This is a genomic window from Saccharopolyspora karakumensis (assembly GCF_004349225.1).
Classification (GTDB): Bacteria; Actinomycetota; Actinomycetes; order Mycobacteriales; family Pseudonocardiaceae; genus Saccharopolyspora; species Saccharopolyspora endophytica.
Genome location: NZ_SMLA01000107.1, coordinates 1 through 6,310 on the forward strand (window position 1 = coordinate 1; position 6,310 = coordinate 6,310).

The 6,310-nt window shown below is 70.5% G+C and carries 8 protein-coding genes and 2 pseudogenes; 6 read left to right on the forward strand and 4 right to left on the reverse strand.

Going from position 1 to position 6,310, the window contains the following annotated elements:
• Positions 1 to 255, reverse strand: a pseudogene (locus E1202_RS30790) (hypothetical protein); the annotation flags it as partial.
• Between the two features lie 108 nt (positions 256 to 363).
• Here E1202_RS30790 and E1202_RS30795 point away from each other — a divergent pair.
• The 5 genes from E1202_RS30795 (at position 364) to E1202_RS30815 (ending at position 3,674) form a co-directional block, all read left to right on the forward strand.
• Complete coding sequence (locus E1202_RS30795; protein WP_132686825.1) at positions 364 to 1,086, forward strand: 3-keto-5-aminohexanoate cleavage protein; 723 nt, start codon at positions 364 to 366, stop codon at positions 1,084 to 1,086.
• A 36-nt stretch (positions 1,087 to 1,122) separates the two neighbouring features.
• Positions 1,123 to 1,440 (forward strand): ArsR/SmtB family transcription factor, encoded by a 318-nt coding sequence (locus E1202_RS30800; RefSeq protein ID WP_132686826.1) that lies wholly within the window; start codon positions 1,123 to 1,125, stop codon positions 1,438 to 1,440.
• The gene (locus E1202_RS30805; RefSeq protein WP_132686827.1) at positions 1,437 to 2,357 is read left to right on the forward strand and encodes an SRPBCC family protein; all 921 of its coding nucleotides are present in this window, start codon (positions 1,437 to 1,439) and stop codon (positions 2,355 to 2,357) included. Before E1202_RS30800 ends, E1202_RS30805 begins: the two co-directional genes overlap by 4 nt.
• Before the next feature lie 89 nt (positions 2,358 to 2,446).
• Complete coding sequence (locus E1202_RS30810) at positions 2,447 to 2,770, forward strand: putative quinol monooxygenase (RefSeq protein WP_132686828.1); 324 nt, start codon at positions 2,447 to 2,449, stop codon at positions 2,768 to 2,770.
• Between the two features lie 115 nt (positions 2,771 to 2,885).
• Entirely contained in the window at positions 2,886 to 3,674 is a 789-nt protein-coding gene (locus E1202_RS30815; RefSeq protein WP_132686829.1) for an ArsR/SmtB family transcription factor, read from the forward strand.
• Between the two features lie 5 nt (positions 3,675 to 3,679).
• Here E1202_RS30815 and E1202_RS30820 read toward each other — a convergent pair whose 3' ends face one another.
• On the reverse strand, positions 3,680 to 3,868 hold the full coding sequence (locus tag E1202_RS30820; protein ID WP_132686830.1) for a hypothetical protein: 189 nt from the start codon (positions 3,866 to 3,868) through the stop codon (positions 3,680 to 3,682).
• Between the two features lie 69 nt (positions 3,869 to 3,937).
• Positions 3,938 to 4,762: a TIGR03620 family F420-dependent LLM class oxidoreductase gene (locus E1202_RS30825; protein WP_132686831.1), complete on the reverse strand. Its 825-nt coding sequence runs from the start codon at positions 4,760 to 4,762 to the stop codon at positions 3,938 to 3,940.
• A gap of 234 nt (positions 4,763 to 4,996) precedes the next feature.
• On the opposite strand from E1202_RS30825, the gene E1202_RS30830 reads away from it, so the two are divergent.
• Positions 4,997 to 5,989 (forward strand): DUF2278 family protein, encoded by a 993-nt coding sequence (locus E1202_RS30830; protein WP_132686832.1) that lies wholly within the window; start codon positions 4,997 to 4,999, stop codon positions 5,987 to 5,989.
• 18 nt (positions 5,990 to 6,007) lie between these two features.
• Here E1202_RS30830 and E1202_RS31650 read toward each other — a convergent pair.
• A pseudogene (locus E1202_RS31650) lies at positions 6,008 to 6,310 on the reverse strand (hypothetical protein); the annotation flags it as partial.

Below are 6,310 nucleotides of genomic sequence, written 5' to 3' on the forward strand. Positions count from 1 at the left end.
CAGCTGCAGCCGGTAGGTGCTGCCCCGGTGCCGGGACAGGGAGGCGCGCAGGCCCGCGGCGGTGGTGAAGCCGGCGCGGGCGGCGTCGGCGTCGGTGAGCGTCTCGGGGTCGACCTGGGTGAGGCCGGTGATCTCGATGAGCCCGCTGCGGGTGGGCACGCGGGCGCCGGGGCGGGCCTGCGGGCTGGGCCAGCGGAAGTAGGTCTCGGTGATCTGCCCGGCGGCCACGCCGCGCGCGATGCGGTCGCTCAACACCCTTCCCACGCTAATACCCGCCCCGCGGGCCCCGGCGGGGACGCGTGTTGATCACGAAACGAGTTCATCAACTTCCGCAGGTGCGCCGGGTGGGGCGACAATCGGTGAATGCTGCAGGTTTGCCTGAACGGCGCCCGGTCTCCGCGTGAGCACTTCCACCTGCCGGTGCGGCCGGAGGAGCTGGCCAAGGCCGCCGCCGACGCGGTGGCCGCCGGGGCCACCGACGTGCACCTGCACCCCAAGTCCGCCGATGGCACCGACAGCCTCGATCCGCACGCGGTGGCCGCGGCGTTGCGCGCGGTGCGGGCCGCGGCGCCGGGAGTGCCGGTGGGCGTGACGACGGGGGCGTGGACGGCGCCGGACACCGCGTCGCGGGTGCGGGCGATCAGGGCGTGGACGCTGCTGCCCGATCACGCCTCGGTCAACTGGCACGAGCCGGGCGCCGACGAGGTGGCCGGTGCGCTGCTGGAACGCGGGGTGGGGGTGGAGGCCGGGATCTTCTCGGGCACCGATGCCGATCACCACTTCCGGCTCTCGCCGCACCGCGGACGGGTGCTGCGGGTGCTGGCCGAGGTCACCGACCGCAGCGCCGGGGGCGCGGCGACCACTGCGGAGGCGCTGCTGGCGCGGCTGCACCCGGCGTCGGCGCCGATCCTGCTGCACGGCGAGGCCGCCGGGGCGTGGCCGGTGCTGCGGCTGGCGGCGCGCCGGGGTTTCGCCGCGCGCATCGGCCTGGAGGACACGCTGGTGCTGCCCGACGGGCAGATCGCCACCGACAACGCCGAGCTGGTGGCCGCCGCGCGGGCGGTCGTCGAGGCCGAGTCGCGCTGACTCGACAGCATATTCCGTTCGGGCTATATTCGCGGTGTGGTAACTGCGTTCGAGGTGCTGGCCGAGCCCCGCCGCCGCGACATCCTCGACCTGCTGCGCGAGGGGGAACGCGCGGTCGGCGATCTGGTCGAGCAGCTGCCGCTGAGCCAGCCCACGGTGTCCAAGCACCTCAAGGTGCTGCGCGAGGCCGGGCTGGTGGAGGTCCGCCAGGACGCCCAGCGCCGCTGGTACCGGCTGTGCCCGGAGCCGCTGGCCGAGATCGACTCCTGGCTGCGGCCCTACCGGCGGATGTGGTCCCAGCGCCTCGACGTCCTGCAACGGCACCTCGAGACCACGGATGAGGACCCGGCATGAGACCCGAGCTGACGACGATCAACGGCCATCCGGTGCTGCGGCTGCAGCGCGTCCTGGACCACCCGCCGGCCAGGGTGTGGAAGGCGGTGACCGACCCGGGCGAGCTCTCGGTGTGGTTCCCGGCGCGCGTGGAGTTCACCGGCACGGCCCCGGGCACGCCGATGCGCTTCGACTTCGACGGCGCCGAGGCGCCCGAGACCGGCGAGGTCCTGGAGGCCGACGAACCGAAGGTGTTCGCCTTCCGCTGGAACAGCGACGTCATCCGCTGCGAACTGCTGCCGCACGAGCGGGGCTGCCTGCTGGTGTTCACCCACACCCTGGCCGGACCCGACGGCGACCGCCCCTCGGCGGCCCGCCACGGCGCCGGCTGGCTGATCTGCCTGGACGCCCTGCAGTCCGGGCTCGACGGCACCACCAGCGACTTCGACATGCAGGTCTGGTTCGCCCGCGCCGAGGAGCTCATCGAGCTGTTCGGACTCGCCGAAGGCCAGGCGCTGACCACCGAGACCGGCTGGACGATCCGCTTCGAACGCGACCTGGTGCAGTCCCCGCAGCAGGTGTGGGAGCTGCTCACCGGCGGCGAGACGCCCGAACCCGGTGGTGAGCCGCCGCTGCCGGCCACCCACGGCTACGGGCGGGCCACCACCGTCACCGAAGCCGAGGCGCCGAAGGCGCTGGCCTACGGCTGGGCCGCCGGTGGCCAGGTGCGCTTCGACCTGCGCGAGCAGCACCCGATCGGTACCCGCCTGGTGCTCACCCACACCCTCACCGCACCGCAGGACCGCGCGATCCTGCTGGCCGCGTGGCAGACCCACCTGGAGCTGGTGTTCGCCGCCCTGCACGGCGACGTCCGCTGCCCGTGGCCGGCCGAGCGCACCGAGGCGCTGCGCGCCCGCTACGCCGCCACGCTCGCCTGAACGGGCCGGCCCGTCCGTGCCCTGGTGATCGGCCACATAGGATGGTCGTCGTCCGACATCGCGCCGCAGCGCCATCAGGGGAGCGAAGCATGATCTTCATTACCGCCAAGTTCCGGGTCAAGCCGGAGCACGCCGACCAGTGGCCGCAGATCTCCGCGGGGTTCACCAACGCCACCCGCAACGAGCCGGGCTGCCTGTGGTTCGACTGGTCGCGCAGCCTCGAGGACCCCAACGAGTACGTGCTCGTGGAGGCCTTCCGCGACGGTGAGGCCGGTGCCGCGCACGTGCAGAGCGAGCACTTCAAGCACGCCCAGCAGACGCTGCCGCAGCACCTGGCCGAGACCCCGCGGGTCATCAACACCTCCCTGGACCAGGACGACTGGTCCCTGCTGGGGGAGATGGCCGTGGACTGACCCGTCCACCCTCGAAGCCGGGCCCCGGGCGACCCCGGGGCCCGCTCTTCGACTTGAAATGCAACCAAACGGCTGCCTATATTGGGTGGTGCCGCACGAACAACAGGGGAGAGGAATGGACGAGGTCTTCCGCGCCCTGGCCGACCCGAGCCGACGCCAACTGCTCGACAGCCTCCAACGCACCAACGGCCAAACGCTGCGCGAACTCTGCGGCGAACTCGACATGACCCGCCAATCGGTCAGCAAGCACCTCACGATCCTCGAAGACGCCGCACTGATCACCACCACCCGCCGCGGCCGGGAAAAGCTCCACCACCTCAACACCGCACCCATCGCCGCGATCACCGACCGCTGGATCAGCCGCTACCACCAACACCACACCCACGCCCTGCACGCCCTCAAGCACACCCTGGAGAACCCCGTGCCCGACACCGACTTCGTCTACCAGACCCACATCGCCACCACCCCCGAGAAGCTGTGGCAGGCGCTCACCAGCCCCGAATTCACCCGCCAGTACTGGGGAGTGAGCCTGCGCAGCGACTGGCAACCCGGATCGCAGATCACCTGGGAGCAGGCCACCGCCACCATCACCGACCCCGACCAGATCGTCCTGGAAGCCGACCCGCCCCGCCGCCTGGCCTACACCTGGCACACCTTCACCCCCGACTGGGCCACCGGCGCCGGCATCGACGAAGACCTGCGCGCCCGCCTGGCCGCCGAACCCCGCAGCACGGTCACCTTCGACATCGAACCCGCCACCACCGGCACGGTGCAGCTCACCGTCACCCACACCGGCTTCACCACCGACTCCACCCTGCGGCAGATGATCAGCCAAGGCTGGCCCGCCCTGCTGTCCAGCCTCAAAACCCTCCTGGAAACCGGCCAACCCCTCCCGCAGAGCTGAACCGCTCACACCACCGCGCTCAACCACAACGACCCGCACGCCAACCCGAGGAAGGCCACCGCGGGACCCATCGTGCTCACCGTCCCGGCCCGCACGTGCACCACCACGTACCGGTGCCCGGAGAAATCCACCACCGCGCTCAACGCGGTGGCCGCGACGGTCACCACCACCACGACCACGTACGCCACACCCATCAGCCCACTCCTTCCACGTTCGTCCTCCCCCCATGACGCGCGGGCGAAGACGAACGTGACCGCCCCCGGCTAGAGCAGCTCACCGGCCAGAGCGCGCCCGAGCTCGATCGGCCCCGGCAGGCCATCACCTGACTGCGCGCACAGCACGACGTGATCGGCCCCAGCCTCGAGATGCGCCCGCACGCCCGCGCTGATGACCCCGGCACCACCAGCGCCGGCCACGGCATCGACAAGACGATCGCCGAGCACCGCGAGGTCGGCCTCACCGAATCCCATGCGACGCATGTTCGCCGCGTAGCCGGTCACCTCCGAGCCGACCAGAAAGCCCAGCGGACCCCGCAACACCTCGCGCGCCCGGGACCGGTCCTCATCCAGCGCCACCAACTGGCAGACGACCAGAACGGCCTCCGGCCCCAGACGCGCACGCGCCTGAGCGGTGTACTCCGACGTGACCAGCATGGTGATCGCACCCGCCGCACTGTCGCGGGCCAGATCCAGCTTGCGCGGACCCAACGCGGCCAGCAGCCGCCGCGACGCGGGAATCCGACCGTCCAGCCCGTCCAAGACCTCCCGGGTCGCAGAGACAGGACGAGCCTGCAACCCGCCGAAACCGGCGAACAACCTCCCCGGCGCCTCGGCCTCCACCCGCCCGAACAGCTCGACCACCTCGTCCGCACCGAACCGGTCCAGCGGAATGATCCCCGGCGCCACCGCGACCTCCCGCGTCGCGCGCACCAACCCGGCGAGCGGATCCAGGGTGCTCAACTGCCCACCCAGCACCCACAGAGCGCCGTAGCCGAGCTCCTCGGCTTCCACCGCCTGCCGCAGGTACTCATCACCCCCGTCGACGTCCAACGCCAAACCGACCCGGCCCAGACCCCACGTGCCACTCACCTGAAACTCCCTCCGTCATCGCCGAAACCACGCTAAAACCTCGACATAACTGGAAGTCAACGCACGTGATCCACCACCACGACCCACCCGGCCCGCCGACCTCAACCCCCTGAACAGCCGGTGAACCCCACGCGAACCACCGTCAATCAGCCGATCAGACTATTGCCCTGCTTCCAACGGCCAGACCAAGGTGATCACCGCACATCGCCGACCAGCTCAACGGGGGAGACCACCATGCCGCTGAACTCCTACGGCGTGCTCACCGCACGCGTCATCGACGTCCGCCGCGAAACCGGCGACACCCCGCACTACCAAATCCACCTCGTCGACAACGAAGACCGCCACTACCGCGCCGCGGTCAACGTCGAATCCAGCCAACAGCCCTCAGACCTGCTCTACTTCGCCGCCGACAACTTCCAGCACCCGCTCACCGCCGCACTCCCACCCGCAGGCTCAGGCTGGAACAAGCTCGCCTCCCAACCCGGCGGCGCCGCACTCGACTACCTGCGCGCCAACGTCGTCACCCGCGAGCAGATGCGCCCCGTCCCACCCGACGCCGAAGGCCCCAACAACGACCTCGCCGACTTCCTCGACCACTACGTCCGCCGCGCCCAGCAAGACCCCACCGCCACCGCCTACCTCTACGGCGAACCCTGGGGACCCGAAGACACCCCCGACAAGATCTTCGGCTTCCAGCCCGGCAACGGCGTCCACAACATCCACATGAACCAGGGCAACAGCCAGCAGTACCAAGAAGACGACGGCGTCTGGCAGGACGGCGGACTCCTCCTGCACTTCGCAAGCGAGAACCGCTGGGTCGCGGTCTTCCTCGCCTTCCAAACCCAGGCCTGGCACACCGACGACGAGACCGGCCACGCCCTGCCCGCCCCCGAAGACACCGAAGCAGCCTCGATCCGCGTCGTGGCCGCCATGGTCAACCCCGTCGGAGGCGGCAGGGAGAACGAAACCATCACCCTGCTCAACACCTCCGACCACACCATCTCCCTGGCCGGCTGGACCCTCGCCGACGCCCAGAAGAACACCATGCCCCTGCCGGTGCCCGACATCGCCGCCGGACAAACCCTGCAGATCCCCGCCACCGACGGCTTCCAACTCGGCAACGACGGCGGCCAGATCACCGTCCTGGACCCCCAAGGACTCAAGGTCCACGGCGTCACCTACACAGCCGAACACGCCTCCACCGAAGGCCGCACCGTCCAGTTCTGAGCACCAGCAGGTGGCCGGTCACGCACCCACCCGACCGGCCACCTGCAACGCCCGCGACAAATCCGCCACCTGCTCATCCGCCAACACCACGGTCACCTTCCGGCCACTGACCAGCGTGAACGTCAAAGCACCCGCATCGACCTCAACGCACCCGGCCACCCGCTCCCGCACCAACGAATCCGCCGAACTCTCCGCAGCACCCTCGAACAACGGCAGGTTCGCGGCCATCTCCACCACGCACCACGCCGCCGACCACAACGCCTCGCGATCCCGGAAATCCGCCCGGCTGCAGGTCAACTCCCGACCCAACCCGGCCGAACC